The following is a 25,944-nucleotide window of genomic DNA, read 5'->3' as shown; positions in this document are numbered from 1 at the left end:
GGTTGCGCTGGAACGTCAACCAATTTATGTATCACACGTTACATAACGGAGATGTTATGGCGCGCGGTCGCCCGAGAACGTTTGACAAGGATGAGGCGCTTGAGCGCGCGATGGACGTGTTCTGGCTGCGCGGCTATGACGGCGCCTCCATGTCCGACCTCGCGCAGGCCATGGCGCTGAACCCGCCCAGCATCTATGCCGCCTTCAAAAGCAAGGAAGGGCTTTTTCTGGCCGCCATCGAGAAATACCGGCAGGCCGGTGCCGGCGGGATCTGGTCGGTTCTGGACAGCGATGCGGACGCGCGCAGCGTGGCGGAACACGTCCTGCGCCGTACGGCCGACACCTTCACCCGCACGACGCCGCCGCGGGGCTGCATGATCGTCCTGACGGCCCTGGAAAGTGAAAGCACGCATCCTGACGTGTGCGCCTTGCTGGAAGGCTACCGCAAGGAAAATGTCCGGAAGCTGGAAACGCGCTTCGAGCGCGCCAGAGAGGCCGGCGAGCTCCCCAAGGACACCGATTGCAGCGCCCTGGCCGAATACATCGTGATGGTACAGCACGGAATGTCAGTCCAGGCCCGCGACGGGACCGGGCGCGACCGGCTTCACGCGCTTGTCGATATCGCCCTCAAGGCTTGGCCCGAAAAAACGGGCTAGGACGTCACCGACATCAGCGCGTCCGCCTGCGCTCTTGCCGCGTCGGTGACTTCAGCCCCCGAGAGCATGCGGGCGATTTCCTCGCGGCGTTCGTCGCCCTCGAGACGCACGAGCGTGGTGCGCACGCCGCCCTTGCCGTCATCATCCTTGACGATCTTCCAGTGATGATCGGCCACAGCAGCAACCTGGGGCGAGTGGGTAACGACCAGCGTCTGGCCCTTCTCGGCCAGGCGTTTCAGGCGGCGGCCGACCGCGTCGGCGACGGCGCCGCCCACGCCCTGGTCGACCTCGTCGAATACCAGGACCAGGCCCTCATCCTCGCCGGCGAGCGAGACTTTCAGCGCGAGGCCGAAGCGCGAGAGTTCCCCGCCGGATGCGATCTTGTCGAGCGCACCGAAGGGAGCGCCGGGATTGGTGGCAACCTCGAAGATCACGCTGTCACGGCCATCCGGGCCAGCACGCTCATCGTCAGAGGTAACAGAGACACGGAAGCGCGCCTTCTCCATCTTCAGCGGCGGCAGTTCGGCCGCCACGGCCTTTGCCAGCGCCTCGCCCGCCTTTTCGCGGCTGCGCGACAAGGCGTGGGCCGCATCGTCATAGCGGGCGCGGGCTGCGGTCACAGCCTTCTCGGCCTCGGCAATCCGGTCGGCGGCATTCTCGATCGCGTCGAGCTGCTCGGCGAGCCGTCCATGCAGGGCAGGCAGCTCGTCGGCATCGACACTGTGCTTGCGCGACAGGCCGCGCAGGGCAAAGAGCCGTTCTTCCACCGCATCCAGCCGGCCGGGCTCGACATCGAAGGCCTGGGCGGCATCGCCCAGCGCGTCTTCCGCCTCAGTGAACTCGATCAGGGCCCGGTCGATGGCGGAGGCGGCCCGATCCAGCGCCTCGCCGGCAGCCCCGCCGCCCTCGCCGATATGGCCGCGCACGCGCTCCAGCCCGCGCAGGGCCGCGTTCAGCCGGCCTTCCAGCCCGCCGCCATCGCCGGCCAGGGCCTCCTGGGCCTCCTGCAGATCGCCCAGCGCCCGCTCGGCGCCCTGCAGGAATTGACGCTCTTCGGCCAGTTCCACTTCTTCGCCCGATTTCGGCGACAGGGCTTCAAGCTCTTCCAGGGCGTGGGTGAGAAAGGCCTTTTCCTCATCCGAGGCGCGATTGGCGCTGACCAGCTCATCGAGCCGGCGCCGGGCCCCGGAAAACTCCTTCCAGGCGGTGCGGCAAGCGGTGCGCAGATCGTCATGCCCGGCATAGGTGTCGAGATAGCCGCGATGGGTTTTCGGATCCATCAGGCCGCGCCCGTCGTGCTGGCCGTGGACTTCCACCAGCACATCGCCCAGCGAGCGCAGAAGGCCGATACTGGCCGCCTGGTCGTTGACATGGGCGCGCGAGCGGCCGTCCTCGCCAAGGCGGCGGCGCAGGATCAGGGGTTCGCCGGGTTCAACCGTGATCCCCGCCTCGTCCAGCAGGGCGCGAGCGGGGTGATTGTCAGGCAGATCGAATTCGGCGACGGCCTGGGCCTCGTCTGCACCGGCGCGCACCTGGGCACGATCGGCCCGTTCGCCGGCCGCCAGGCCCAGAGCCCCGAGAAGAATGGATTTACCCGCGCCGGTTTCGCCGGTCAGGGCACAGAGCCCGCTCTCGAAGACCGCATCCAGCGTATCGATCAGGACAACATTGCGAATGGAGAGGGAAAGCAGCATTCAGGGCGTTCGCACCCCCGACCCGTCAGCCGAACAGACGACGCCAGGCCCGCTCGAGATAGGACGGGTCCGCGCGCTCGGGATCGACCTCGAGCGTAATACCCTCACGCGTCAGGAGGTCGTAGCTGTTCTGGTACCACTCACTGCCCGGGAAATTATAGCCGAGCACGGACGCGACCTGGCGGGCTTCCTCGTCAATGCCGAGCGCCACATAGGATTCCACCAGGCGGTGCAGGGCCTCAGGCACGTGCGAGGTGGTGCCGTATTCCTGCAGCACGTTGCGGAAGCGGTTGATGGCGGCCAGGTGATAATTGCGGCGCAGATACCAGCGGCCAACGGTCATTTCCTTGCCGGCCAGGTGGTCGCGCGTCATGTCGATCTTCAGGCGCGCATCCGTGGCGTAGCGGCTTTCCGGATAGCGGCGCACCACCTGCTCCAGCGCATCCAGCGCCTGGCTGGTCGCAGCCTGGTCACGGCCGACATCCATGATCTGTTCGAAGTAGCAGATCGCGATCAGATAGTAGGCGTAGGCCGCGCTGCGATTGCCCGGGTGCAGCGAGATGAAGCGTTCGGAGTCCGAAATCGCTTCCTCGTAATTGTTCGACTGGTAGTTGGCGAACGCTGCCATCAACATCGAACGGCGGGCCCATTCCGAATAGGGGTGCTGGCGCTCCACCTCGTCGAACATCGCCGCGGCAATGTCGTACTGATTCCGGTCCATCCGGTTGATGGCTTCCGCATAGATGGTTTCCGCCGGACGCTCGACATAGGCGACGGCCGTATCCGGGCGGTTGGAAGAACAGCCCGCCAGGACGACAGCAAAGGCAAGCGGAAACAGAATACGCGGCGAAAGGATCATGGGGACACGGGGCTCGACAATTTTGGCGGCCGGACGACCACCCGTTCAATCAGCGTTGTAGCGGATGATTGGCCGGGGCAAAAGTACCCCTTCAGTAACCTTGACGGTCAAGCGCGTGTCAGGAGTGCGCCATCGCCATGTCGCGGGCGACGCCATCGCGCATGTTCACCCACTTCCAGGCACCCGTATCCTCAAGCAGGGCACGCACGGCCATGTTGTTGATGGCATGGCCCGGGCGCTCGGCGGAATAGCAGCCGATGATCGGCGCGCCGGCGAGATAAAGATCACCGAGAGCATCGAGCGCCTTGTGACGCACGAATTCGTCCTTGAAGCGCAGGCCTTCCGGATTGGCGATTCCCGTGTCGTCGAGCACGACGGCATTGTCCATCGAGCCGCCGCGGGCGAGGCCGGCAGCCAGCAGCGCATCATAATCCTTGCGGAAGCCGAAGGTGCGCGCACGGGCGATGTCGGTGGAAAAAATTTCCGGCGTAATGTCGAACACGCAGGCCTGGCGCCCCACGGCCTGGTGCTCGAAGGCGATCTCGATCTCGATCATCGGCTTGAGCGCGGGCATGAAGCAGGCGCGGCGATCATCCAGATCCAGCGAGACCGGCTTGAGCACCTGGATCGCGCGGCGCGGAACTGACTGGGATTTCAGGCCGACTTGGCGGATCAGTTTGACGAAGGGCTCGGACGAACCGTCCATGACCGGGATTTCCGAACCGTCGACCTCGATCACGGCGTCGTCGACACCCAAGCCGGCGAACGCCGCCATCAGGTGCTCGACGGTGGCGATCGTCACACCGGCATCATTCTGCAGGGTCGTCCCGAGACGGACTTCGCTGACGGCATCGGCGCGTGCGGCGATACGGTTGTCGCGATCATCGATGTCAGAGCGGATGAAGCGGATGCCAGAGCCGGCCGAGGCCGGTTGCAGGACCATGCGGACCCGTTCGCCGGAGTGGAGACCGATACCCGCACAGACTGCGGGGGCTGCCAATGTCTGCCGGAAAGTCACTGTCTAACGCCGCCTGCTACTGTCTTACTCAACGGTCTGCCCCGCCCGGTGGTCTGGCCAAGCGGGCCAGGCCCCGACGGAAGCCGTCGTCCCTGGCTGGCACACAACACCACGGGGCTCCAGCAGGCAATTAAAGCATTGTTGCGTTTTGTTACGCACTCGCAGCACGACGCTCAAACAAGATGGCCCGCCGGCGGCTGCCAGCGGGCCATCTAGAAATTCAATGTGTTAGCCTAGTTTGCCTGGCGACGCAGGAAGGCCGGAATTTCCAGATCGCCTTCTTCCAGGCTGTCACCGAACAGATCGCCCGATGCGCGCGGCTGGGAGGTCTGGACCGGTGCCGTCTTGGTCACGGGCGCGGCCTTGTTCGGAACCGGCTCGGCCGGTTTGCGGCGGCGACCGAAGAGCGAGAAACCGCGCTTGGGTTCATCATCATCCTCGGCGGCATCCGGCTGGTCTGCCGTGGTGGCGCGGCGCTGCTCGTAACGCGCGTTCAGACTGGCAGCCTCTTCAGCCAGTCGCGCCTGATCGCGCAGGACCTGCGGCTGTTGCACCTCGACCCGCGTCTCGGTGATCGCAACCGGACGATTTTCCATCACATAGGGATCGCTGTCGCGCGTTATTTTGGTATCGGCAACCGCATCGGACAGGTCTTCGGCGCCAACCGCCCGCTTGAGCGGTTCGGCTTGCGGCTCGATTTCGGCTTCCGGCGTTTCACGCGTTTCGGAGCGTGTCTCGACCGGCTCCGGACGCGCTGCGACCGTGCGCTCGGTCGCGGCCGGCGGATTGACACGGCCCGGACGATCGGACCCGGTGCGTTTCCACGGCAGGATCGCATCGTTCGGGCTGGAGCGTTCCGCGGTTTGCGGCGCACTGCGCTGGCGATTGCGCGTATCGGTCACCACAACGGCTTCGGCATCGATACCCGTTGCAACGACAGAGACCCGCATGGAACCTTCCATGGTCTCGTCGAAGGTGGAGCCGACGATGATGTTCGCTTCCGGATCCACTTCCGAACGGATCTCGTTGGCGGCTTCATCGACCTCGTAGAGGGTCATGTCATAGCCACCGGTGATGTTGATCAGAACGCCTGTGGCGCCCTTCATCGAGACATCGTCCAGCAGCGGATTGGAGATGGCGGCCTGAGCGGCGTCGACGGCGCGTTTCTCGCCGGAAGCCTCGCCCGTGCCCATCATCGCCTTGCCCATCTCGTTCATCACCGCACGCACATCGGCGAAGTCGAGATTGATCAGGCCCGGCATGACCATCAGGTCGGTAATACCGCGTACGCCGGAATGCAGCACCTGGTCGGCCATGGAGAAGGCTTCCGCGAAGGTCGTCTTCTCGGTGGCGATGCGGAACAGGTTCTGGTTCGGAATGACGATCAGCGTATCGACATGTTCCTGCAGCTGCTCGATGCCGGCCTCGGCCAGTTTCATGCGGCGCGAGCCTTCGAAGTGGAACGGCTTGGTCACCACGCCGACGGTCAGGATGCCCATTTCCCGTGCGGCACGTGCCACGACCGGTCCCGCGCCCGTGCCTGTGCCGCCGCCCATGCCGGCGGTGATGAAAACCATGTGAGCACCGGCCAGATGCTCGCGGATATCGTCGATGGAGTCCTCAGCCGACTGCTCGCCCACTTCCGGCCGGGCGCCCGCGCCCAGGCCTTCGGTGATCGCCGCGCCCATCTGGATACGCTTTTCCGACTTTGAGCGCGTCAGCGCCTGCGCGTCGGTATTGGCAACAACGAAGTCGACACCCTCAAGGCTCGACTCGATCATGTTGTTGACCGCATTCCCCCCGGCGCCACCGACACCGAATACGACGATCCGAGGCCGCAATTCGGTTGTTTCAGGAATGGAGAGATTCAGCGTCATGTGGGACCCCATGCATGAAGCGGTAAGGTTAACGGGCTCTTGAGTCGGCAGTCTCTATCAAAGACGCTTAATCAGGCGTTAAGTTCCTGCGGCGCGCGGCAAAAATGCCTGCCCTTCACAGGTCATAATTGAGTACCGGCGATCAGCACCACCGGATGCCGGCGCCTTTCCGCGCACGGATGATCAGAAGCTTTCGGCAAACCAGCGCCACATCGAACCGGCCGAACCCGCTTCGGCACGGCTGCGGCGCGCCTCGACGGTAAAACCGCCCATGCGCGGCGGACCGGAAATCGCCTCGGCTGCACCGCGTGTCTCACGGCGTACAATGCCGGCAACAGCCGAAAAAGCCGGTCCGGAGACGGCATCGCCCAGGCCGGTCACACCGGTCGGGCCGGCGATGCGGACCTGTTTGCCGAACACCCGCGCGGCGAGCTCGCCGGCGCCGGGCATCTGCGCCCCGCCCCCGGTCAGCACCAGGCGGCGGCCGGAGGATTTGCCCACACCCGCCGCATCCAGACGGTCGCGGATCAGTTCGAACGTCTCTTCCAGGCGCGGCCGGATGATGGAGTTGAGCAGGGAGCGCGGCGCGCTGTCATACATCGCACCATTCTCGCCAGAGACCGAGGGCACCTCGATCATCTGCTGGTCGTCTTCCGGGCTGTCCAGCGCCGAGCCGTAGAGCGTCTTCAGGCGCTCGGCCGCCACCAGCGGCGTCGACAGGCCGCGCGCCACGTCAGAGGTGACATGCGACCCGCCCACGGGGACCGCGTCGATATGCAGGAGTGCGCCTTCGGCGAACACGGCCGCCGTTGTCGCGCCGGCACCCATATCGATCAGGGTCGCCCCCAGCTGGACTTCATCATCGGCCAGGGCAGAAAGGCCGGAGGCATAGGGCGTGGCGACCACGCCGCGCAGGTCGAAATGGCAGCGCTCGACACAGGTCAGAAGATTGCGCAGCGGGCCAATGGCCGCCGTGATCACGTGCACTTCCACACCCAGCGTGCGGCCGAACATGCCGCGCGGATCGCGAATGCCGCGATGATCGTCGACCGACCAGGACAGCGGGATGGCGTGGAGCACGACCCGGTCCTCGGCATCGAATTCGCTCAGCGCGCCATCGAGCAGTCGGCGCAGTTCGCGCTCGGTAACTTCACGCTGCGGCAGGTCGATTTCAGCGGCGATGCGCGTCGAGCTGGGCTGTCCGGACGACAGCGTGACGGTGACGGAGCTGACGGCCTGGGAGGCCATGCGCTCGGCCTGCTCGACCGCAGCGCGAATGGCTTCAGCGGCAGCGTCCATGTCGACAACGGCGCCGGCGCGCACACCGCGCGAGGACTGGTGGCCGACACCGACGACGCGCGGCCGGGGTCCGGACACCGTCTGATCGGTCCGGGCAATGAAGCAGGCAATCTTGGACGACCCGACGTCCAGTGCCGCGCAGACACCGCCCGCAGCCTTGCCGCCGGTTACCGAGTCCGCCTGCCGCGACCGAAAGAAATCCAGCACACTCACGCTTCACGCTCCCGCAATCCCGCCGCCTGCGCGCGGTCCGGCCGGGCGCGGACGATCAGATCGCCCTCCCCCCGCAGATCGAAACTCTCTGCCGCCAGGCGCAACACGCCCCGCTCGGCCTGCAGCCGCGCCAGGATGGCGATCGAGGCAGTAACATCGCCTTCGGGCAGTTTCACATCGGCGCCACTGTCCAGGCGAAGATTCCAGCGGCGCTCACCCACCCGCACCGCACCGACGACGCGGTCGCGGACGATGGGATAGTTGTCGAGCGCCTCGACGATCTCGACGACCGCTTCATTGGCACCTTCGGCGACAACGAGCGGCAGCGGCAAAGGGTTCATCGGGTCGGCATGGGCCAGCACGACGCCATGGCGGTCGATCACGCGCAGATCGCCATCGACCTGCCAGAGGGCGTAGGCCTCGCGGGTCTCGACCACGATCGCGATCCGGTCCGGCAGAAGGCGCGCGACGGTGGCGCGGCGAACGGCTGGCAGCGCCTCGACGCGGCGACGGATAATATCGGGATTGACGGCGAAGATCGGCTGGCCGTCATAGACTTCGCTGGCCTGCACGATGGCATGGGCATCGGCGCCGCTGGCACCGGTGACATCGACGGCACGAACGGCAAAACCGACGCCGGACAGGCGATGACCGGCAAAGTCGCGGACTTCGATGGCGGCGTCGTCGAGCTGGCCGAAGAGCGCAAGTCCGCCCACGGTGACCGCCACCAGGCCTGTCACCGCCAGCCCGCCGAGACGGGCTGTCTTCGCCATACGGTATTTCGCACCCCGGATCCGGGCCTCGGCCCAGTTACGCAAACGCCGCGGTGCGGACACCGCGGCGGATCGGGGTTTGGACGTGCGCCGGGTCGTCTTACGCGACCCGCCGCGCCTCACCTTCGACACGACGCATTCTCCGCCATCCATTGCACGAGATCGCCAAAGGCGATGCCGCAATACTGCGCCTGTTCGGGCGCAAGAGATGTCGGAGTCATGCCCGGTTGGGTGTTAATTTCGAGTAACCATAGCGGTTCTTCGGACGTGGAATCGTAACGGAAATCCGACCGCGTCAAACCGCGGCATCCCAAGGCTGCATGGGCTTTCAACGCCAGTTCACAGGCCCGCTCTGCGACGTCTCCCGGCACCGGTGCCGGTAAAATATGATCGGATCCACCTGCAGCGTACTTGGCGTCATAATCGTAGAAAGTGGTCTTGGGCACGATTTCGGTGACGCACAGCGCCCGGTCTTCCATCACGGCGACCGTGAGCTCACGGCCGGGAATGTAGCGTTCGATCAGAATCTCTTCGCCCAGCGCCCAGGCGGTCGAACCCAGCTCGGCCGGCGGCCGGTTGGCACCTTCCAGCACGATATGCACCCCCACCGACGATCCCTGGGCATTCGGCTTGGCGACATAGGGCGGCTTCATGGCATGCGCCTTGGCCGCCTCGAACCGGTTGGCGATGAAGCCTTCCGGACAGGGAATGCCGGCCGCGCGCAGCACGTCCTTGGCCTTCTGCTTGTCCATGGCCAGCGCCGAGGCCAGCACGCCGGAATGCGTGTAGGGCTTGCCGAAATGCTCCAGCACGCCCTGCACCAGCCCGTCCTCGCCCCATTCGCCGTGCAGCGCGTTGAAGACGATGTCCGGAGCCGCCTCGTCCAGCTGACGAAAAAGGTCGCGGCCCGCATCAATCTCGACGACGTCATACCCCTTCTCGCGCAACCCCTTCGCACAGGCCGCGCCGGAGACCAGGGACACATCGCGTTCCGGAGACAGACCGCCCAGCAGGACGGCGATACGTTTCGTCATGATCTAGCCTATCACGTGGCCGGCATCGGGCCGGGCTGCCATCTGGCTGGCATCGCGGATGGACATCAGCTGCGCACCGCTGTCGCGGGCGATCGGGATCAGTTCGGCCAGGGCCTCCGTCGGCGCAGAACCGAAATCGATCCGCAGCATGCCCGGCTCGACCCAGGCGCAGATGTGCAACACGCCGCTCGGCTTGTCGCGCACGGTGACCCAGGGCGTCTTGCCGTTGAAGCCGAACCAGCGATTGAACCATTCGATCACCTTGTCGCGATCCCAGATCGCGCCGGGAATCTCGACCACGGCGCTGTCCCAGCGGAAGGGATTGAGCTGGACCTCGACCCCGTCGATCCGGTCGGACATCGGCGTGAAGCCGAGCATGGATTTGAGGCTGTATTCATGCGGCGGCGCGTTGTCCCCCGGGGCCGAAACAAAATCGACGCGGCAGAGCTTGCGCGCAAAATTGGTCTGCGCCTGGATCTCGAACAGATATTCGCCGGCGCCCTGGGGATAGGCCCTGACCTTATCGGCCAGCCAGGTCGCAAAACCGTTCACATACTGGTTGCGGATCGGCTCGACGGCCGTGATGAAATCCTGGGTCATTCGGATTGATCCTCCTGGCTCTTGCCGATGCGCCGCACTTCCCAGCGCAGGTCGATACCGTGCATCTCGCGGATGCGGGCACGGATCGTCTCGCCTACCTCTTCCAGATCGGCCGCTGTGGCGGAACCGTCATTGATCAGGAAATTGCAGTGCTGTTCGGAAAACCGTGCGCCCCCGACGGAGAATCCGCGGCCGCCAACACTGTCAATCAGCTGCCAGGACTTGCGCTGGTCCGGCGTGCCGGGCGGGTCCGGATTGGCAAAGGTTGAGCCGGACGTTTTCTCGCGGATCGGCTGGGTCTGTTCGCGGCGGGCGGAGATCTCGCCCATGCGCGCCTCGATGGCGGCGGGCTCGTCCGGCGTTCCCTGGAAGACGGCTTCGGTGAAGATCCAGTTCTCCGGCGCCTCGCAATGACGATAGGAATAGGCCAGCTCGTCCGGCGACGCGATAATGCGCCGGCCCGAACGGTCCAGCGCCACGGCCTCGACGATCACATCGGCGGTTTCCTGGTCATAGCAGCCGGCATTCATGCGCAGGGCGCCGCCGATCGTGCCCGGCACGCCGATCAGATACTCCATACCCGCCAGCCCCGCCTTGGCAGCAGCCTTTGCGACCATGCGATCCAGCGCACCGGCGCCGGCGCGCAGACGATTGCCATCGAGAGCCTCCGTCTTCGCGAAGGGCGGACCGAGCCGGATCACCACCCCCGGCACACCGCCATCGCGCACCAGCGTGTTCGATCCGGCGCCCAGGACATGAACCGGGATTTCGTCCGGTGTCTCGGCCAGGAAGCGCGCCAGGTCAGCCTCATCGGCCGGCAGGTAGAGCACATCCGCCGGGCCGCCCACACGCAGCCAGGTGATATCCTTGAGCGGCGCCTGCTCGATATATTTGCCACGAACGGGCGGGAGCTGGGCGAGAAGGCTCACCCCAACGCCTCCAGCTCACCCGGAAGCGCATAGGCCCATTGCGTGATGTCGCCGGCGCCGAGACAGACGACGACATCGCCCTCGCCGGCCCGTTTTGCGACTTCCGCAGCGACATTGTCACGGGTGATGGCCAGGGCGTCGCGATGGCCATGCGCGGTGAGGCTGTCAACGAGATGGTCGCGGTCGGCCCCCTCGATCGGGCCCTCGCCGGCGGCATAGACGGGAGCGACCAGCACGCTGTCGGCATCGTTGAAACAGGTCGAGAAATCCTCGAACAGGTCGCGCAGGCGGGAGTAGCGGTGCGGCTGCATCACCGCGATCACCTTGCCGGTCGCGGCCTGGCGCGCAGCACGCAGCACGGCGGCGATCTCGACCGGGTGGTGGCCGTAATCGTCGATAATGGTTGCGCCTTTCCAGCTGCCGGTCTGCGTGAAGCGGCGCTTCACCCCGCCAAAGCCTTTCAGAGCGCCCTTGGCGGCGTCTTCCGTCAAACCCAGCTCGCGCGCGGTTGCCAGCGCGGCAACGGCGTTGAGCACATTGTGCTCGCCCATCATCGGCAGAACGATCTCGCGCCAGGTCTCCGGCGCCTGGCCGCGCAGGCGGAAGGTGATGTCGAAGGTCGAGCCGGTCGGCTCCATGCGCAGATTTTCCAGACGCGCATCGGCCTGCGGGTTCTTGCCATAGGTGATGACGCGGCGGTCCTCGATGCGGCTGGCCAGCGACTGCACTTCGGGATGATCGGTGCACAGGACAGCGAAGCCGTAGAAGGGCAGGTTCTCCACAAACTGGAAGAAGGCCTGCCGGAGCACGTCGAACGTGCCGTAATGCTCCATATGCTCCGGGTCGATATTGGTGACGATGGCCACGGTCGAACGCAGCTTCAGGAAGGAGCCGTCGCTCTCATCCGCCTCGACTGCCATCCAGTCGCCCAGCCCCATCTTGGCGTTGGAGCCATAGGCGGAAATGATGCCGCCATTGATCACGGTGGGGTCGACGCCGGCCGCATCCATCAGCACCGAGACCAGCGAGGTGGTGGTGGTCTTGCCATGGGTCCCGCCGACGGCGACGGCGAATTTCAGCCGCATCAGCTCGGCCAGCATTTCCGCGCGGCGCACGACAGGGATTTTCTTGGCCCGCGCCGCGACGAGTTCGGGATTGTCCGGCTTGATCGCGGAGGAGACGACGACGGCGCCAGCGCCCTCGACATTCTCGCCCGCATGACCGATCGCGACCCGCGCGCCCAGGCCTTCCAGACGCTCGACATTCGGATTGGCGCGGATGTCCGACCCCTGCACCTGATAGCCGAGATTCAGCATGACCTCGGCAATGCCGCTCATGCCGATGCCGCCGATACCGACGAAATGGACAGGACCGACAGGGAAAGGCAGGGCGGCAAATTTCATACGAGCGCTCCTCGCACCAGGCCGTCGATCGATTTCGCCAGCGTTTCCGCGGCATCGGGCCGGCCCAGCGTGCGGGCTGCGGCGGCCCGTTCGGCCAGGTCTTCGGGGTTGGTAAGGCGGGTTTCAAGCAGTCTGGCGACGCGATCGGCCGTGAAGTCGGCCTGGCGCAGCATGTCGGCCGCGACGGCCTGCACCAGCCCGTCCGCGTTGGCGGCCTGGTGATCGTCGGTTGCGATGGCGAGCGGGCAAAAGATCGCCGGGCGTCCCACGCCGGCCACTTCCGACACGGTGGACGCACCGGAGCGGCCGATCACGAGATGGCTGGCCGCATAAAGCGCGCCGACATCCTCGAAGAAGGGTTCGCAGGTGGCGTTGACGCCGGCTTGGGCATAGGTCTCGCGGGCCATGGGAAGAGATTCCTCACGGGTCTGTTGGACGACATCAAGGCGAGATCGCAGCTTTTCCGGGAGTTTTGCCACAGCCGCCGGCACGGTTTCCGACAGGATGCGTGCGCCCAGCGACCCGCCGAGCACGAGCAGGTTGATCCGCCCGCCGGCTGTCAGCGCCGGATAGCCGGCTGCCCGCGCCTCGACGATGGGGGTGCGCAGCGGGTTGCCGGTGAGGATGTGACACTTGCGGGCCTTCTCCGGCAGCCGGTCCAGGCGCTCGAAACCGGAGGCGACAAAGCCGGCGCGGGCCGCAAACATGCGATTGACCCGGCCCAGCACCGCATTCTGCTCATGAATGGCAAAGGGGATACGCATCGACTGCGCCACGCCAAGAGCGGGAAAGGCGGGGTAGCCGCCAAATCCGGCGACCACATCCGGCTTCCAGCGCTGCACGATGCCGCGCGTCTGGGCCAGGCCCTGGGTCAGCTCAACGGCCGCTTTGGCGAGCTTGACCGGGTTTTTCGTCGACGGGCTGGCGGCATGGACTTCATCGACCGCGACCGCCGGAAAATCCGCCGCATGCCGCAGGCCGCGCGTATCGGTGACCAGGCGCACCTGCCAGCCGCGCGCGATCAGCGCATCGGCCGCGGCGCGTGCCGGAAAGATGTGCCCGCCGGTCCCGCCGGCGGCAATCAGACAGCGGCGCGGCGTCATGACGAATGCCGCAGCGAATAGGCGCCGGGACGGCGGCGGGTGAAAGCCAGAAGAAGGCCGGCCCCGAAGGCGAGCGCAAGCATGGAGGACCCTCCGTAGGATACGAAGGGCAAAGTCATGCCCTTGGGCGGGATGAGGTTCAAGTTCACGCCGATGTTGACGAGCGCCTGGAGTGCAAATTGCAGCGCCAGCCCGGCCACCGCCAGCTGGGCGAAATTGTCCTGCAGCCGCATCGCCTGGGTCCACGCGCGCGCAACGAGGATCGCAAACAGGCCGATAATGGCGAGTGAGGCCATCAGACCGAATTCCTCGGCCGCAACGGCGAAGATGAAGTCAGCATGGGCGTCGGGCAGGAAGTTCTTCACCTCGCCCTCGCCCGGCCCGGCACCGGCAATCCCGCCGCGCGAGATCGCCTCGATGGCCTGGTCGATCTGGTAGGTATCGCCACTGTCCGGATTGATGAAGCGGTCGACCCGGCTGGCCACGTGCGGGAAGGTGAAATAGGCCAGCGTCGAGCCGGTCGCCGCCAGCCCGCCCAGCACCGCCACCCACAGCCAGGACAGGCCGGAGGCAAAGAAAACGCCGCCGAAGCACAGGGTGAGCAGTACGGTCTGGCCGAAATCCGGCTGCGCCATCAAGAGGCCGATGGACACGATATAGATGCCGAAGGCGATCGCCCGCCCCGGGATCGGCGCACCGCGCTTTTCCTCGGCAAACAGCCAGGCCGCCGTGACGATCAGGGCCGGTTTGAGAAACTCCGACGCCTGCAGGGAGAGCGGGCCGACGCGGATCCAGCGGGTCGCGCCCTTCACCTCATTGCCGATGAAGATGGTCGCCACCATCAGCAGAAGCGAACAGCCCAGCGCGATCACCGCCAGCCGCCGCGCGCCCTTGGGATTGAGCGCCGACACGCCCAGCATGCCGACAAGACCGATCACCGCGAACACGCTCTGGCGGTAGAAGAAGTGAAAGGGATCGTCGATGCCGATCCGTCCGGCGATAGCCGGGCTGGCGGCCATGGACAGGATCAGGCCGATCACGATGAGCGCGATGACCACGACCAGCAATGTCCGGTCGATGCCGCGCCACCATGTGCCCAGCCCCCTGGAGATATCCAGGATCACGAGACCTGCTCCGCCGTATCGGCCGGCACGGTGAGGCCGGAGACGATTGTGCGGAAAGCATCGCCGCGCGCTTCATAGGAGGCGAACTGGTCGAAAGAGGCCGCGGCCGGGGACAGCAGCACCACTTCACCGGGGCGGCCCTCCGCCCAGGCATCGCGGGCCGCAGCCGCCACAGCGGCTTCCAGCGTGCCGCAGCGTGTGAACGGGATCTGGCCGTCCAGCTCGCCGGCGAAGCGCTCTTCGGCCTCACCGATCAGATAGGCGTGCGCGATCCGGCCGGCCGCACCCATGGCGGCTTTCAGCCCGCCCTCCTTGGCCCGCCCGCCGACAATCCAGCGGATGCTGTCATAGCAGGTGAGCGCCTGGATGGCGGCTTCGGCATTGGTCGCCTTGCTGTCATTGACGAAGCGGATGCCGCCAAGGGTCGCGACGCTTTCCTGGCGGTGCGGCAGGCCGGGAAAGGTATAGATCGCCTCGGCCGCGGCGCGGGCCGACACGCCCATCAGCCGCACGGCCGCCAGCGCTGCGGCGACATTCTGGGCATTGTGGCGTCCCGGCAGGGCCGGTGCCCGTTTCAGATCGACCGCCGGATGCGAGGCCGTATCCAGCGCGTCATACACCCGGTCGGCCAGCGCGTAGACGCCGCGGGCAAACACGCGGCCGGACGAGATCGGCACGACCTGTTCCTCGCGGCGGGTCTGCCGCAGCCGGGAAAAGAAGGCCGCCGTCTCGTTGTCGTCGATACCGATCACGGCATGGCCTGACGGCGCCTGCATGTCGAACAGGCGCTGTTTGGCGCGGAAATAGCCGTCGAAATCGCCGTGCCGGTCGATGTGATCCGGCGTGATGTTGAGCAGCACTGCGACGTCGCAGGCGAGCGAATGCGTCAGGTCGATCTGGTAAGAAGACAGTTCCAGCACATAGTGAACCCCCGGGCTGGGCGGATCCTGCGCCAGGATGGCATCACCGATATTGCCGCCGACAACGGTCTTGCGGCCGGTCTCGCGCAGGATATGGCCGACCAGTGCGGTCGTGGTCGACTTGCCGTTGGTGCCGGTAATGCCGATCACTTTCGGCCGGCGCTTCTCTGGCACGTCGCGAAGCGCCAGGGCGAACAGCTCGATATCGCCGATCACCGGCGCACCGACACTATTGGCCAGTTCGACCACGCGGTGCGGTTTGGGATGGGTCAGCGGAATGCCCGGCGACAGTATCAGCGCAGCGATATCGCCCCAGTCGCGCCGGTTGAGATCGTCCGGTTGCAGGCCGGCGGCCACGGCCCGGTCGCGCGCAGCCTCGCTGTCATCCCAGCAGGATACGTCCGCTCCGCCTGCGGCGAGGGCCTTGGCCGTGGCTATGCCTGTGCGCCCCAATCCGAACACAGCGACACGGCGGCCTTCATAAGCGTGGATCGGGATCATGAATGGCCGTTATCTCAGCTTCAGGGTTGCAAGTCCAATCAATGCGAGCACAACGGCAATGATCCAGAAACGGATGACGATGGTGGGTTCGGCCCAGCCATGCCTTTCGAAATGGTGGTGAATCGGCGCCATCTTGAAGACGCGCTTTCCAGTCAGCTTGAAGCTCGCGACCTGCACCATCACCGAGACGATCTCGAGCACGAACAGCCCGCCGACAATCGCCAGCACGATCTCGTGCTTCACGGCGACGGCGATGGCACCCAGCGCGCCGCCCAGCGACAGCGAGCCGGTATCGCCCATGAAGACCATGGCCGGCGGTGCATTCCACCACAAAAAGCCCAGCCCGGCGCCGATCAGCGCGCCGCAGAAAACCAGGAGTTCGCCCGTCCCTGCGGTGTAGTGGACCTGCAGGTATTCGGCAAAGTCGACCCGGCCGACAACATAGGCAATGACGCCGAAGGTCGCCGCGGCGATCATCACGGGAACGATAGCCAGACCGTCCAGACCGTCTGTCATGTTCACCGCATTGCCCGCGCCGACAATGACGATACAGCCGAAGGCGTAGAAGAGCGGACCGACATTGATCACCAGGTCCTTGAAAAAGGGAAAGGCGACCGAGGTCGACATCCCGGTCTCCATGCCAAGGCCCCGCGCCGTCACAGTCGCCCAGACAACCGCGACCAGTGCAATGATGAATTCCGCCGCCAGTTTCAGCCGGCCGGAAAAGCCTGCGGTCGATTGCTTGGTGACCTTGAGATAATCGTCGATGAAACCGATCACGCCGAAACCGGCCGTGACGAAGATGACGATCCAGACATAGGCATTCGACAGGTCCGCCCACAGGAGCGTGCCCACCATCACACCAAGCAGGATCAGGAAACCGCCCATGGTCGGCGTTCCCGTCTTCTCGACGACGTGACGCTCGATGCCCTCGGCCCGGATCGGCTGGCCCTTGCCCTGCTTCCTGCGCAGCCAGGCGATCATGGGCTTGCCGAGCACAAAAGCGATCAGCATGGCCGTCATCAGCGCGCCGCCGGTGCGGAAGGTGATGTAGCGGAACAAATTGGCCAGCTGGAGGTCTTCAGCCAGCGGCGACAACAACAAATACAGCATGGGCGGATCAGGCCTCCGTCAATCCAAGTGCGGAACCGTCGGCCAGATATGCGGCAATCCTGTGGAGACCGGAGGCATTCGACCCTTTGACAAGCACGACATCCCCCGGCCGGATTGCTGCCCTGATCAGGTCGAGCCCCTCGTCCGCATTTGCCGCATAGCCTGCGCGGCGGGTCGCGGGCAAGGCGTCGTGGAGGCTGCGCATCCGGCTGCCACACGCATAGACTTGGTCGACACCGGCCGCTTCGAGCGGTTCGGCGAGCGCTGCATGCATGGCGACCTCGTCCGGTCCCAGCTCCAGCATGTCGCCCAGCACCGCGATGCGTCGCCCGCCCTCACCGGGACGCGCAGCACCGAGTGCCGCGATCGCGGCGGCCATGGAAACCGGATTGGCGTTGTAGGCATCATCGAGCAAGGTGAAGCTGCCACCGGCGGGATGCGCCAGGGTCAGCACGCGGCCACGGCCGGCACCGGCTTCCAGCCCCGCCAGCGCGTCGGCGACATCACCGGCATCCAGGCCAGCGCCTGCCGAAGCAGCGAAAATGGCGGCGATATTCCAGGCCCAGTGCATGCCCGATGCCTTCACCGAGAAGGGCACGCGCATGCCCAGCACATTGGCAATACCGCGCGATCCGTCGAGCCCCGTTTCGAACGACTCGATACGGATGGCGGCGTCCTTCGCGGTGCCGAAGTCCAGCATGAAGGCGGCACCGGAATGGCGGGCATGGCGCGCCAGACGTTCGGCTTGCGGATCATCGGCGGGATAGATGGCGACACCGTCCGTTTCCAGCCCCTCATAAATCTCCGCCTTGGCATCGGCGATCGCCTCGACCGAGCCGAGATTTTCCAGATGCGCCGGCGCGATACGGGTGATCATCGCGACATGCGGCCGGACCATTGAGGACAGATCGCGAATTTCGCCGGCATGGTTCATGCCCATCTCGAAGACGGCGCGCCGGGTGTCGCGTGGCATGCGCGCCAGCGTCAGCGGGACGCCCCAGTGATTATTGTAGGACTTCACGCTCCAGTGGGCCGGGCCAGCGGCGCGGAACACGGCGGCCAGGGCGTCCTTGACGGTGGTCTTGCCGACACTGCCCGTCACCGCGACACGGATCGCGTCACAGCGCTCGCGAGCAGCCTCGCCGAGACTGCGCAACGCAGTCAGCGTGTCCTTCACCTGCAGTGCCGGCTCCAGCGCCAGATCGTCGCGCGAGATCAGGCAGGCCGCGGCGCCGGCTTGCAGTGCACCGGCAGCGAAGTCGTGGCCGTCACGCTCATCCGTCAGCGCAACGAACAAATCGCCGGGCTCGATTGTACGGCTGTCGATCGAGATGCCGGAACAGGTCCAGCCGGTATCGCCGACCAGCATGCCGCCGGTGGCGGCCATGGCCTGTCGGGCTGTCCAGAGCGGTTCAGACATGCGCGGCCTCCCTTTCCCCCAGAGCTTTGCGGGCCTCCTCGCGGTCGTCGAAAGGCAGTGTGGTCCCATTCACGATCTGCCCCGTCTCATGTCCCTTGCCGGCGATCAGCAGGCAGTCGCCCTCGCCCAGCATGGAAACGCCGCGGCGGATCGCGGCGCTGCGGTCGGCGATCTCCTCGGCATCCGGGCAGCCCTTGAGGACTGCCGCACGGATCGCCGCGGGATCTTCCGACCGCGGATTGTCGTCGGTGACGATGATGTGGTCGGCCTGGCTGGCCGCAATCGCCCCCATTTTCTGACGCTTGGACGGATCGCGGTCGCCGCCGCATCCGAACACCACGATGACACGGCCCTGCGTATGCGGGCGCGCCGCGCGCAAGAGCTTGTCCAGACCGTCCGGCGTGTGGGCATAGTCCACCAGGACCGGCGCGGCCTCGCGCGTCTCGCCAACCTTTTCCAGCCGTCCCGGCACACCTTCCAGCTGCCGCAGGGTGGCCAGAACCGACTCGGCCTTCACCCCGTCACCCAGGGCAATCGCCGCGGCGCACAAGGCGTTGAGGATCTGGAATTCTCCGACCAGCGGGATTTCCAGGCTGTGCTCGACACCCTTCCAGGCGAAGCTGACATCCTGGCTTGCCGGGCGTGGCGTGATCTCCCGGATCGACAGATCCGCCCCGCGCCAGCCGATCGTGACCGTGTCGAGGCCATGCCGCTGCGCCGTCTCGGCCATGCGGCGGCCCCACTCGCTGTCGACATTGACAACCGCCCGGCCACCCTCGGCAACGCGCTCGGAAAAGAGTAATTCTTTGGACGCGAAGTAATCGGCAAAATCGGGGTGATAATCCAGATGATCCTGGGTCAGATTGGTGAAGGCACCGACGCTGACCGCGACCCCGTCCATACGGTGCTGCTTGAGCCCGTGGCTGGAGGCTTCCATCGCCAGATGTGTCACACCCTCGCCCGCCAGCGTATCGAGCGCGCGATGCAGGGCGACAGCGTCGGGGGTGGTATAGCCCGTGACTTCGCGGGCCGATCCGCGGGTCACACCCAGTGTGCCCAGACAGGCCGCCTCATGCCCGGCCGTCGACCAGATCTGGCGCAGGAATTCAACCGTCGAGCTCTTTCCATTGGTGCCGGTGATCGCCACCACATGCTCCGGCTGGCGCGGATAGAACCGCGCCGCCAGCTCGGCCAGCACGGCGGCTGGCTCATCCGTGACGAGGACCGGGATATCCAGCCCCTCAACGGCAATCTCGGTCAGGATCACGGCCGCGCCTTGAGCGACGGCCTGGGGGATAAAGTCCCGCCCGTGCGTCTTTACACCCGGCAGGGCGGCGAACAGGAAACCCGGCTCCACCTTCCGGCTGTCCAGGGTCAGGCCGCGCACCTCGACGGCGCCGTCTTCTGGCGCAAACTCGTCTTCGGGCATCAGCTCTGACAGTTTCACGGGATGATCTCCGGCATGAGGGCGGCGCGGATCAGGGCCGCGCGTTCACCGTGATCGGTATCCGCGCGCTCCACACCGAGAATGGGGGCAATCCGGGAGACGATGTCGCCGACCGCGGGCGCGGCCGTCCATCCACCCGTGGCGTAGCCATAGGTCGATTCATTGCCGTGCGGCTCGTCCAGCAGCACCAGAACCGCATATTGCGGATTGTCCGACGGGAAGACCGCAGAGAAGGAGGAGATCAGCCGGTTGCGGTCATAGCCGCCGCGCGAGGGCTTTTCCGCCGTACCGGTCTTGCCGGCCACGCGATAGCCGATCGCCTCGGCATAGCCGCCGGTACCCTCCGTCACATTTTCGCGCATCAGCTCGATCACCGCGCTCGCAGCCTCGGACGACATCACCCGCTCGCCGACGATGGTCTCGTCGGCCGCCACGGGCAGAAGCGTCGGCGGCACGTAGACACCGTCATTGGCAATGGCAGCAAAGGCGGCAATCGTCGCGATCGGGCTGACAGCCAGGCCGTGGCCGTAGGAGATGGTCGCCGTTTCGGTCGGGCCCCACTGGCGCGGCAGCAGCGGATCGGCGCTCTCGGCCAGCTCGATCGGCGCACGCTCCAGAAGGCGCAGATCGCCCAGGAAGCCGCGCTGGGCCTCGGCACCCGCTTCCAGCGCAATCAGGCTGGAGCCGATATTTGAGGAGTGGGTGAAGATCTCGGCCAGGGTCAGCTGGCGGTTCTCGGCGTGATAGTCGTGGATGGTGTGGCCGCCAATGCGCAGCGGATTGGACGCGTCATAGCCGCTGTCCAGCGTCGCCGTTCCGTTTTCCAGCGCCATCGCCACCGTGAATGCCTTGAAGGTCGAACCCATCTCGTAGACCGATTGTGCGGCGCGATTGAGGCGCCCTCCGGCATCCGCATCGGTCGGACGGTTGGGATCATAGTCCGGCAGCGAAACCATCGAGAGGATCTCGCCGGTGCGCACATTCATCACCACGCCGACGGCGGCATCGGCCTCGAAATCGGCCATGGTCGAGCGCAGCACTTCGTCGACATGGAACTGGACGGACATGTCGATCGACAGCGCCACCGGACGCCCGTCGCCCGACAGGAGCGCGCTGTCAAAGGCGCGCTCGGCACCGGCCAGGCCCGCCATGTCACGGTCGGTATAGCCAACAATGTGGGAGGCGAGACGGCCGCGTGGATAGACCCGGCGCGGCTCCATGCGGAAACCCAGCCCGGGCAGGCCGAGCGAGAACACGGCCTGACGCTGGCGCGGGGTGAGATTGCGCTGCACCCAGACAAAACGGCCGCGGCCGCCGAGCTCCTCGGTCAGCGCATCGACATCGACATCGGGCAAAACCGTCGCCAGCGCCTCTGCCGTCTCGCGCGCATCCCAGACCAGGCTGGGATCGGCGTAGAGCGAATGGGTCTGCAGCGTGGTTGCCAGCACCTGGCCGGTCCGGTCGAACAGATCGCCACGCGTTTCCGCACGCACCGCCTGGCGCGCGATGGGGGCGGCATCGGCCGGCCCCATGACGGCGATATCCACCGCGCGGCCGGCGAGCAGGAGGAAGCCGACGCCCAGGCTCATACCCATGATGCGCAGGCGCGAACGGGCCGCGTCCAGCGCCTTGGTCTCGTCGCTCTCGATGCGCAGAAGGCGCGACATGTCCGCCGGCGCAGCCTCGGCCAGCGGCGGCAGCGCAACACTGCGCGACTTGGCGGAAACCTGCCTGCGGAACGGCCAGAGGCGCATCAGTCCGGGCCTCCCACTTCACGCGGCTCGGCCATCGCCAGCCCTTCGACGCGCTCTTCGCGCACGATGTGGCTGTCAGAACGCAGCGTCCCGCGGCGCTCGTCGGCGCCGGCCAGCAGGGGAAGATCGCTCAGATTGACCTCACGCGAGGGATCCAGCGGCTCGAAGCCGAGATAGCGGCGCGCCAGCGCGCGCAGACGCTCGGGATCTTCCAGGTGGGCGATCTCGACATTGAGCACATTGATCTGCCGGCGCTCCTCGGCCAGTTGCGCCTGGATACCCTCAAGCCGCTCCTGCGAGCTCTTCGCCTCGGCCTTGGCGATATAGAGTGCCACTGCCAGCGTCGCGGCGACGACGAACGCGATCGCATTGAACGTGCGGATCATAGCGCGGCCTCCAGGCGGGCAAGCGGAACAACACTCCGATACAACTCCGGACCGTCAGTGACGGCCGGCGCCTCGGTACGAATGGCGGCGCGCAGCTTGGCCGAACGGGCCCGCGGATTGGCATCAGCCTCCCCCGCACCGGCCTCGACGGCCTTGCGATACAGGAGACGGAAACTCGGCTCGGGGCCTGCTTCGGCGACTGGCGCATGACGCGAACCGCCCCCTCCCGCCAGCCCGGCACGGGCCCGCAGGAAGGACTTAACCATGCGGTCCTCCAGTGAATGGAAGGTAACCACGACAAGCCGCCCGAGCGGCGCCAGCAGGCGCTCGGATGCCTCCAGCGCGCGGGCCAGCTCGCCCAGCTCGTCATTGACGAAAATGCGCAGCGCCTGGAAGACGCGCGTCGCCGGATGGATTTTTGAATGTTTTCCGCCAGTTGCGCGCGAGACGATTTCGGCCAGCCGGTCCGTCGTCTCGATCGGCGCCTCTTCGCGGGCGGTCAGAATGAACTTGGCGACGCGGCGGGAACGGCGCTCTTCGCCGTATACATAAAATATGTCCGCCAGCTCCTGCTCGCTCAGCAGGTTCACCGCATCGGCTGCCGTGGGGCCGGAACCCGCCATGCGCATGTCCAGCGGACCTGCCTTCTGGAAGGAGAAGCCGCGCTCGGCCTGGTCGATCTGCATCGACGACACACCGATATCCAGCACGATACCGTCGACATGCGTGCTGCCGCTGGCACGCACCGCCTCCTCCATCGCCGAGAACGGTGCCTCGACAAAGGTGAAACGGCCACCGGCCGCCTGCTTGAGATGCTCGGCAGCGGGGCGGACGGACGGATCGCGATCGATGCCGATCAGCCGGCAATCGGCCGCTGACAGGATGGCGCGGGAATAGCCGCCGGCACCGAATGTGCCATCAATGTAGAGCGCACCGTCACGCGGCTCGAGCGCGTGCAGGACCTCGTCCAGCATGACCGGGATATGCGGCGAACCGGTCATGCGCCACCTCCCGCGCGGGGCGGCAGGCGCAGCGATTTCTTGTTCTCGCGCGCAAAGTCACGGGCATTGGCCTTGCGCTCGGCGAGACGATCGGGGTTCCAGATCTCGAAACGCGAGCCGAGACCGACAAAGGCCGCCTTGCTGTCCAGGCCGGCATGCTCGATCAGGTCCTTCGGCAGGGTGACACGGCCGGTACCGTCGAAGGCCAGCCCGCGCGTATCGCCGAAGATGGTCTGTTCGAAGGCGGCCCGGGCGTCGTCATACGGGTCCATCTCCTCGAGCAGGTTCAGATAGCGGTCGAGCAGGGCCTGCCCGCCGCCTTCCAGATACCCGCCCTCGAAGGAGGGCCACACATAGATCTTTTCCTCGGGGTCATTCTTGACGACGGCACGGAAACCCGCCGGCACGGAAACCCGTCCCTTTGCGTCCACACCATTGATCGTCGTCGACAGAAACACGCGCTTGACCCCCTGCGCCCATGCGGACGGACCCTGCATGGTTAATGATGGGATAACATGGGACAGCATGGGAAACAATGACGAAAGGTTCGTTTTTCATGGATTAACACGCCATCTGAAGTATTTAGATCACAGGAAAAGAAGAACAGACGCGGAACATTAAGTTAATATCCACAGACCCCGGGCGGGCCAAACCGGGCATGGCCAGTTTCACGGGCAAAAATCGGGATTATTTCCGGAATGGAACAGACAGTTCCGCGAAGCGACCGGATGGGTGCAGCGTGCGGTTCCAGCGATGGAAAAGAAGGATCAGGCGGCCTGTAAGCCGGGTTCTGTCCCCCGGACCGGAATCCGGGGTGGCGACCATTCATCTGCGGACGGCCTTGCGGCCGGCCTGGTGCGACCTACCCGGATGACATGCGGAGACACATGTGCGGCAAGCCGCGCTCATCCCTATTCGGTCTTGCTCCAGGTGGGGCTTGCCTAGCCCCCTTCCTTGCGGTCGGGGCGGTGCGCTCTTACCGCACCGTTTCACCCTTGCCGGGCCCGAGGGCCTGGCGGTCTGTTCTCTGCTGCGCTTTCCCTGGGGTCACCCCCGCCGGACGTTATCCGGCACCTTGCCTCCATGGAGCCCGGACTTTCCTCGACGGCGCCGTTTCCGGACCTGCCGCCGCGGCCGCCCGGCCACCTGATCGCCGCCTAGATCGGTCAAACGCGTCAGCCCGTCAAGCGGCCGACGCCACACGGGCAATGAGATCGCGCGTCTCGTCATCCAGCTGCCCGTCAACCCGGGCCGGCCGCCAGCGCCGCTGGAAAGCCTCGATCACCGCCGGCAGGCCCGGCTGCAGCCCGTAGCCGATCCGCTCCAGCAGCCCCTCAGGCTCGCCCGCCATGCGCGCCTGCGGCAGCGCCAGCGCGCAGCCTGCCGCCGCCAGCTGCGTCCAGGGAAACTTCTCGCCCGGATCGATCTTGCGCCCGGGGGCGATATCGGAATGGCCGATCACGTCACGCGGCACGATCCCATGCCGTCCCATCACGTCCCGCGCGAGCGCGATCACCGCTTCGATCTGCACGGCGGGAAATCCGGGCAGACCGAAATCATGTCCGCCATTGACGATCTCGATGCCGATGGAGGCCGAGTTCAGGTCGCGCTCGCCGCGCCAATAGCTGACACCGGCATGCCAGGCCCGGCGCGCTTCATCCACGAGACGGCACACCGTGCCGTCTTCCTCGACCATGTAGTGGGCCGACACTTGCGCATCCGGATCGCACATCCGCTCCAGCGCCGCCGCCCCCGTCTCCATGCCGGTATAGTGCAACACGATATAGGCGAGCGGGCCCTTGCGGTCGTTGAAGTTGGGCGACGGCGTGTCCCGGAAAACCAGTTTCACAGCGTCTTCTCCCGCGCCAGCGCGGCGGTCGGCAGTTTGCGGTTCCGGCGCAGGGCGATGATGCCGACACCGATAAGCGTCAGCGCACCACCTGCGATCAGCCGCCAGCCGAGCGGATCGCCCGTCACCGTGAGTCCCGCGATCACACCGATCAGCGGCGCGATCAGGGTCAGCGGCGCAATCAGGGTCGCGTCATAACGCTGCAGCAGATTGTAGAAAACGCCATGGCCGAACACATTCACCAGCAGGACGGTGAAGGCCACGGCCGCACCGATCGCCCAGCCCCCGCTGACAACCGACTGCATCTGCCCGGTCTCGAAGGTCAGCGACAGCGCCAGCAGGGGTGGCGCGGAGATCAGCCCGATCCAGGCCTGCATGCGGATTGAGTCCAGCGGCATCTTCTTGACCAGGATCATGCCGACCGCGGCGGCAAAGGCCGAAGCGATACCGATCATGAGGCCGACCGACAGATCGAGTTCGGCCGGATTTGCGATCACGAGCGCCACACCGGCAAAAGAGAGAAGAATGCCGGCGACCCGCGGCAGGCCCACCTTCTCCTTCAGGAACAGGACCGACAGGATGGTGGCGAAGGGCACGCCGGTCTGCACGGCGATCGCCATCGACGAGGGCGTGGCCCATTTCAGCCCCAGGAACATCAGCGCGTACTGGCCCGCCCCCATGGTCAGGCCGATGGCGATCATCGTGCCCAGCTTGGCCGGGATCGGCCGCAGCCAGGGCGCCAGCACCGCATAGAGAAGAACAAAGCGCAGGAAGGCGAAGAAGAAGGGCGGCACGCCCTCGAACCCGTCGACCCAGCCCGGGGCACCGGTCACCGAGAATTTGGCCACCACGAAATTGATGCCCCAGACGACACAAACGGCAAACAGGGCCAGGAAATCGCGCAACCGCATGGCGATTGTCTTGGACTGCGCCGCCCGGGCGGGCAAGCGCAAATCCCGGGCTCCCCCGAA

At 65.9% G+C, this 25,944-nt stretch carries 23 protein-coding genes and 1 other RNA gene; 1 reads left to right on the top strand and 23 read right to left on the bottom strand.

Annotated features, from left to right (window positions below):
• Positions 1–56 precede the first annotated feature (56 nt).
• Positions 57–656, top strand: coding sequence for a TetR/AcrR family transcriptional regulator (locus tag ACXAJV_RS07450; RefSeq protein WP_475083746.1), 600 nt, complete (start codon positions 57–59; stop codon positions 654–656).
• Here ACXAJV_RS07450 and recN read toward each other — a convergent pair.
• The 23 genes from recN to ACXAJV_RS07335 form a co-directional block, all read right to left on the bottom strand.
• Positions 653–2,350 (bottom strand): DNA repair protein RecN, encoded by a 1,698-nt coding sequence (gene recN / locus ACXAJV_RS07445; protein WP_475083744.1) that lies wholly within the window; start codon positions 2,348–2,350, stop codon positions 653–655. The two genes, ACXAJV_RS07450 and recN, sit on opposite strands and share 4 nt — an antisense overlap.
• A gap of 25 nt (positions 2,351–2,375) precedes the next feature.
• Positions 2,376–3,209 carry an outer membrane protein assembly factor BamD gene (locus tag ACXAJV_RS07440; RefSeq protein WP_475083742.1) on the bottom strand — a complete coding sequence of 278 codons (834 nt, stop codon included), beginning with the start codon at positions 3,207–3,209 and terminating at the stop codon, positions 2,376–2,378.
• Positions 3,210–3,327: 118 nt separating this feature from the next.
• The gene (gene lpxC / locus ACXAJV_RS07435; protein WP_475083739.1) at positions 3,328–4,209 is read right to left on the bottom strand and encodes a UDP-3-O-acyl-N-acetylglucosamine deacetylase; all 882 of its coding nucleotides are present in this window, start codon (positions 4,207–4,209) and stop codon (positions 3,328–3,330) included.
• Between the two features lie 251 nt (positions 4,210–4,460).
• Complete coding sequence (ftsZ, locus tag ACXAJV_RS07430; protein ID WP_475083737.1) at positions 4,461–6,104, bottom strand: cell division protein FtsZ; 1,644 nt, start codon at positions 6,102–6,104, stop codon at positions 4,461–4,463.
• Positions 6,105–6,287: 183 nt separating this feature from the next.
• A complete protein-coding gene (gene ftsA, locus ACXAJV_RS07425; RefSeq protein ID WP_475083734.1) occupies positions 6,288–7,616 on the bottom strand; it encodes a cell division protein FtsA in 1,329 nt (442 codons plus the stop codon).
• Complete coding sequence (locus tag ACXAJV_RS07420; protein ID WP_475083732.1) at positions 7,613–8,389, bottom strand: cell division protein FtsQ/DivIB; 777 nt, start codon at positions 8,387–8,389, stop codon at positions 7,613–7,615. Before ACXAJV_RS07420 ends, ftsA begins: the two co-directional genes overlap by 4 nt.
• Positions 8,390–8,508: 119 nt before the next feature.
• A complete protein-coding gene (locus ACXAJV_RS07415; RefSeq protein ID WP_475083729.1) occupies positions 8,509–9,423 on the bottom strand; it encodes a D-alanine--D-alanine ligase in 915 nt (304 codons plus the stop codon).
• Positions 9,424–9,426: 3 nt separating this feature from the next.
• Positions 9,427–10,023 carry a hypothetical protein gene (locus tag ACXAJV_RS07410; protein ID WP_475083726.1) on the bottom strand — a complete coding sequence of 199 codons (597 nt, stop codon included), beginning with the start codon at positions 10,021–10,023 and terminating at the stop codon, positions 9,427–9,429.
• Positions 10,020–10,952: a UDP-N-acetylmuramate dehydrogenase gene (murB, locus tag ACXAJV_RS07405; RefSeq protein ID WP_475083723.1), complete on the bottom strand. Its 933-nt coding sequence runs from the start codon at positions 10,950–10,952 to the stop codon at positions 10,020–10,022. The genes ACXAJV_RS07410 and murB overlap by 4 nt, the downstream gene beginning before the upstream one ends.
• Complete coding sequence (murC, locus tag ACXAJV_RS07400) at positions 10,949–12,355, bottom strand: UDP-N-acetylmuramate--L-alanine ligase (RefSeq protein ID WP_475083721.1); 1,407 nt, start codon at positions 12,353–12,355, stop codon at positions 10,949–10,951. Before murC ends, murB begins: the two co-directional genes overlap by 4 nt.
• Positions 12,352–13,458: an undecaprenyldiphospho-muramoylpentapeptide beta-N-acetylglucosaminyltransferase gene (gene murG / locus ACXAJV_RS07395; RefSeq protein WP_475083720.1), complete on the bottom strand. Its 1,107-nt coding sequence runs from the start codon at positions 13,456–13,458 to the stop codon at positions 12,352–12,354. The genes murC and murG overlap by 4 nt, the downstream gene beginning before the upstream one ends.
• Positions 13,455–14,582 carry a putative lipid II flippase FtsW gene (gene ftsW, locus ACXAJV_RS07390; protein WP_475083718.1) on the bottom strand — a complete coding sequence of 376 codons (1,128 nt, stop codon included), beginning with the start codon at positions 14,580–14,582 and terminating at the stop codon, positions 13,455–13,457. The genes murG and ftsW overlap by 4 nt, the downstream gene beginning before the upstream one ends.
• Positions 14,579–16,003 (bottom strand): UDP-N-acetylmuramoyl-L-alanine--D-glutamate ligase, encoded by a 1,425-nt coding sequence (gene murD / locus ACXAJV_RS07385; RefSeq protein WP_475083716.1) that lies wholly within the window; start codon positions 16,001–16,003, stop codon positions 14,579–14,581. The genes ftsW and murD overlap by 4 nt, the downstream gene beginning before the upstream one ends.
• A gap of 9 nt (positions 16,004–16,012) precedes the next feature.
• Positions 16,013–17,116: a phospho-N-acetylmuramoyl-pentapeptide-transferase gene (gene mraY, locus ACXAJV_RS07380; RefSeq protein ID WP_475083713.1), complete on the bottom strand. Its 1,104-nt coding sequence runs from the start codon at positions 17,114–17,116 to the stop codon at positions 16,013–16,015.
• A gap of 7 nt (positions 17,117–17,123) precedes the next feature.
• Positions 17,124–18,536 (bottom strand): UDP-N-acetylmuramoyl-tripeptide--D-alanyl-D-alanine ligase, encoded by a 1,413-nt coding sequence (locus ACXAJV_RS07375; protein WP_475083711.1) that lies wholly within the window; start codon positions 18,534–18,536, stop codon positions 17,124–17,126.
• Complete coding sequence (locus ACXAJV_RS07370; RefSeq protein WP_475084424.1) at positions 18,529–19,965, bottom strand: UDP-N-acetylmuramoyl-L-alanyl-D-glutamate--2,6-diaminopimelate ligase; 1,437 nt, start codon at positions 19,963–19,965, stop codon at positions 18,529–18,531. The genes ACXAJV_RS07375 and ACXAJV_RS07370 overlap by 8 nt, the downstream gene beginning before the upstream one ends.
• A 14-nt stretch (positions 19,966–19,979) precedes the next feature.
• A complete protein-coding gene (locus tag ACXAJV_RS07365) occupies positions 19,980–21,737 on the bottom strand; it encodes a peptidoglycan D,D-transpeptidase FtsI family protein (RefSeq protein ID WP_475083708.1) in 1,758 nt (585 codons plus the stop codon).
• A complete protein-coding gene (gene ftsL / locus ACXAJV_RS07360) occupies positions 21,737–22,123 on the bottom strand; it encodes a cell division protein FtsL (protein ID WP_475083705.1) in 387 nt (128 codons plus the stop codon). Before ftsL ends, ACXAJV_RS07365 begins: the two co-directional genes overlap by 1 nt.
• Positions 22,120–23,124 carry a 16S rRNA (cytosine(1402)-N(4))-methyltransferase RsmH gene (rsmH, locus tag ACXAJV_RS07355; protein ID WP_475083703.1) on the bottom strand — a complete coding sequence of 335 codons (1,005 nt, stop codon included), beginning with the start codon at positions 23,122–23,124 and terminating at the stop codon, positions 22,120–22,122. The genes ftsL and rsmH overlap by 4 nt, the downstream gene beginning before the upstream one ends.
• The gene (locus ACXAJV_RS07350) at positions 23,121–23,582 is read right to left on the bottom strand and encodes a division/cell wall cluster transcriptional repressor MraZ (RefSeq protein ID WP_348508632.1); all 462 of its coding nucleotides are present in this window, start codon (positions 23,580–23,582) and stop codon (positions 23,121–23,123) included. Before ACXAJV_RS07350 ends, rsmH begins: the two co-directional genes overlap by 4 nt.
• 305 nt (positions 23,583–23,887) lie before the next feature.
• An RNA gene (rnpB, locus tag ACXAJV_RS07345) (RNase P RNA component class A) lies at positions 23,888–24,274 on the bottom strand.
• A gap of 33 nt (positions 24,275–24,307) precedes the next feature.
• Complete coding sequence (locus ACXAJV_RS07340; protein ID WP_475083699.1) at positions 24,308–24,973, bottom strand: N-acetylmuramoyl-L-alanine amidase; 666 nt, start codon at positions 24,971–24,973, stop codon at positions 24,308–24,310.
• Positions 24,970–25,884: a DMT family transporter gene (locus ACXAJV_RS07335; RefSeq protein WP_475083696.1), complete on the bottom strand. Its 915-nt coding sequence runs from the start codon at positions 25,882–25,884 to the stop codon at positions 24,970–24,972. Before ACXAJV_RS07335 ends, ACXAJV_RS07340 begins: the two co-directional genes overlap by 4 nt.
• Positions 25,885–25,944: the final 60 nt, after the last annotated feature.

This window comes from Maricaulis sp. ABE4_448 (genome assembly GCF_056160825.1).
This window is presented reverse-complemented; position numbering and strand designations above follow the sequence as displayed.

What these genes read in the sequence shown, in the direction of transcription:
- ACXAJV_RS07450 (WP_475083746.1), top strand. Translation starts at nt 57, where the DNA reads ATGGCGCGCGGTCGCCCGAGAACGTTTGACAAGGATGAGGCGCTTGAG.
- recN (WP_475083744.1), bottom strand. Translation starts at nt 2,350, where the DNA reads ATGCTGCTTTCCCTCTCCATTCGCAATGTTGTCCTGATCGATACGCTG.
- ACXAJV_RS07440 (WP_475083742.1), bottom strand. Translation starts at nt 3,209, where the DNA reads ATGATCCTTTCGCCGCGTATTCTGTTTCCGCTTGCCTTTGCTGTCGTC.
- ftsZ (WP_475083737.1), bottom strand. Translation starts at nt 6,104, where the DNA reads ATGACGCTGAATCTCTCCATTCCTGAAACAACCGAATTGCGGCCTCGG.
- ACXAJV_RS07420 (WP_475083732.1), bottom strand. Translation starts at nt 8,389, where the DNA reads ATGGCGAAGACAGCCCGTCTCGGCGGGCTGGCGGTGACAGGCCTGGTG.
- ACXAJV_RS07415 (WP_475083729.1), bottom strand. Translation starts at nt 9,423, where the DNA reads ATGACGAAACGTATCGCCGTCCTGCTGGGCGGTCTGTCTCCGGAACGC.
- ACXAJV_RS07410 (WP_475083726.1), bottom strand. Translation starts at nt 10,023, where the DNA reads ATGACCCAGGATTTCATCACGGCCGTCGAGCCGATCCGCAACCAGTAT.
- murC (WP_475083721.1), bottom strand. Translation starts at nt 12,355, where the DNA reads ATGAAATTTGCCGCCCTGCCTTTCCCTGTCGGTCCTGTCCATTTCGTC.
- murG (WP_475083720.1), bottom strand. Translation starts at nt 13,458, where the DNA reads ATGACGCCGCGCCGCTGTCTGATTGCCGCCGGCGGGACCGGCGGGCAC.
- murD (WP_475083716.1), bottom strand. Translation starts at nt 16,003, where the DNA reads ATGATCCCGATCCACGCTTATGAAGGCCGCCGTGTCGCTGTGTTCGGA.
- mraY (WP_475083713.1), bottom strand. Translation starts at nt 17,116, where the DNA reads ATGCTGTATTTGTTGTTGTCGCCGCTGGCTGAAGACCTCCAGCTGGCC.
- ACXAJV_RS07375 (WP_475083711.1), bottom strand. Translation starts at nt 18,536, where the DNA reads ATGTCTGAACCGCTCTGGACAGCCCGACAGGCCATGGCCGCCACCGGC.
- ACXAJV_RS07370 (WP_475084424.1), bottom strand. Translation starts at nt 19,965, where the DNA reads ATGCCCGAAGACGAGTTTGCGCCAGAAGACGGCGCCGTCGAGGTGCGC.
- ACXAJV_RS07365 (WP_475083708.1), bottom strand. Translation starts at nt 21,737, where the DNA reads ATGCGCCTCTGGCCGTTCCGCAGGCAGGTTTCCGCCAAGTCGCGCAGT.
- ftsL (WP_475083705.1), bottom strand. Translation starts at nt 22,123, where the DNA reads ATGATCCGCACGTTCAATGCGATCGCGTTCGTCGTCGCCGCGACGCTG.
- rsmH (WP_475083703.1), bottom strand. Translation starts at nt 23,124, where the DNA reads ATGACCGGTTCGCCGCATATCCCGGTCATGCTGGACGAGGTCCTGCAC.
- ACXAJV_RS07335 (WP_475083696.1), bottom strand. Translation starts at nt 25,884, where the DNA reads ATGCGGTTGCGCGATTTCCTGGCCCTGTTTGCCGTTTGTGTCGTCTGG.